Origin of the sequence: Rathayibacter sp. AY1D5, from assembly GCF_002932515.1 — a bacterium.
Lineage (GTDB): Bacteria > Actinomycetota > Actinomycetes > Actinomycetales > Microbacteriaceae > Rathayibacter.
Genome location: NZ_PSVU01000109.1, coordinates 1 through 1771, shown reverse-complemented (window position 1 = coordinate 1771; position 1771 = coordinate 1). Strand labels below are relative to the sequence as shown.

The following is a 1771-nucleotide window of genomic DNA, read 5'->3' as shown; positions in this document are numbered from 1 at the left end:
TGGGGGTCGTCCAGACGACGGTGCCGTCCGGATGGAGGGCGTAGGTCCAGCGGTCGCCGTGGCGGACGTGGTGGTGCGCGACGCAGAGCGAGGCCAGGTTGCCGAGGGCGGTCTCGCCTCCGTTCCGCCACTCGAGGGTGTGGTCGGCCTCGGCCGTCGAGGACGAGCGGGTGCAGCCGGGGAACCGGCAGGTCCGGTCGCGCAGCTGCAGCTGGAGGCGCATCCGAGGGGGCGGGACGCGGAGGGTCCTGCCGACCGACGTCACCACTCCCGTGTCCGGATCGGTCAGCACCCGCGTGAAGGCGGCCGCCGTGCGCACGAGCTCCCGGGCGACGTCGGCGGGGACTAGGCCGTAGCCGTCGAGTTCGGCCGGCGCGTCGTCGAGGCCGACCGCGGTGCTGGCGGCGAGGGTGAGGCGCACGTCGGCGCGGACTCCGGAGACCGAGGCGGGGCTTCCGAGAACAGAGGCGGGGATTCCGCTCGCTCCTTCGCCCGAGGATCCGTCTGCGGAGATGTCGCCGTCGATGAGCAGATCGACGAGTGCGTCGGCCCGCAGCTGCGCGAGCGTCCGGCCGTCGCCGAGGGAGATGTCAGCGTCTCCACCGGCGCCGTCACCCGTCTCCGCGCCGAGCCCGGCACCAGCACCAGCACCAGCACCAGCACCAGCGTCTGTTCCCGCACCGACTGCTACCCGGGCATCGCCACGGGCACCAGCACCGCCCTGTGCAGTCGCAGTCGCAGTCGCAGTCGCAGTCGCAGTCGCAGTCGCAGTCGCAGTCGCAGTCGCAGTCGCAGTCGCAGTCGCACTCGCACCTGCACCTGCACCTGCACCTGCACCGAACCCGATCCCCGCCGCGTCCGCCCCGTCGCGGAGCGAGCGGGCGATGCGGTCGAGACGGTTGTAGGCGCCGACCGCGACCGGGGCCGGCAGCAGGGCGCAGAGCGTGGCCATGCCGTCGGCCTCGGCGCCGAGCCACACGCTGCGGTCCTCTCGGGCGCGGGCGTGGCGCTCGGTGAACGGCTGCTCGTGCAGCTCGTCGCGCAACCGCGCCACGGTCCGGCGGAGCTGGGTGGGCGTCTGCGAGAGCGCCGCGGCGGCCGCCCGCTCGTCGAAGGACGCGCGCGACGGAGCGGGGAGGGTCGCGGCGGCGGCGCAGACGACCTCGCCGGCCTCCCAGAGGATCCGGGCCTCGGCCAGGAGGGTGCGGGTCGCCGGGAGGTCCTCGATGAGGAGCCGAGCGTGCTCGAGACGCCGAGACGCCACGCGCTCCGACATCCCGAGCGCCGTCGCGAACTCGGCTCGGATCGAGCGCTCCACGAGGTCTCCCGCCTCGCTCCGGGAGAGACGACTCCCCCGCGCGAACGACTCCGGCACGAGCAGCGCCGCCCGGTACGCCGTGTGCAGGGCGACGGCCCCCGCGAGCAGCACCGGTGCCGAGGAGCGGGCGAGCCCCGCCGCGAGACCGGCGAGCGCGCGCACCGCGTCGAGCGTCTGCGCCGTCTCGCCCGCGCGCACCGCCTCGACCGCCTGCGCCGCGTCACCCGAACTTCTCATACGTGTATTGAATCAGCGACCACCGACATCGGGCCGGGGCCCGTGACCAGGATCGGGACAACGGAGCCGGTACCCCGCCTGTGGAGGGACGAACCGCCGGCGAGCGCGGGCTCGCACACCGCTGTACGCGCGAGTCCTGAGCCGAGCACCAGCCCGCGCCGCCCACCCCGCTCGAACCCGTCCGCTCGAACCGGGGCCGCTCGAACCCGCCCCAAC

At 74.6% G+C, this 1771-nt stretch carries 1 protein-coding gene; it reads right to left on the bottom strand.

Annotated features, from left to right (window positions below; all coding sequences use genetic code 11):
- A partial coding sequence (locus C5C82_RS17030) for an HNH endonuclease signature motif containing protein (RefSeq protein ID WP_146086035.1) occupies positions 1-1555 on the bottom strand: 1555 nt, incomplete at its 3' end.
- Positions 1556-1771 lie beyond the last annotated feature (216 nt).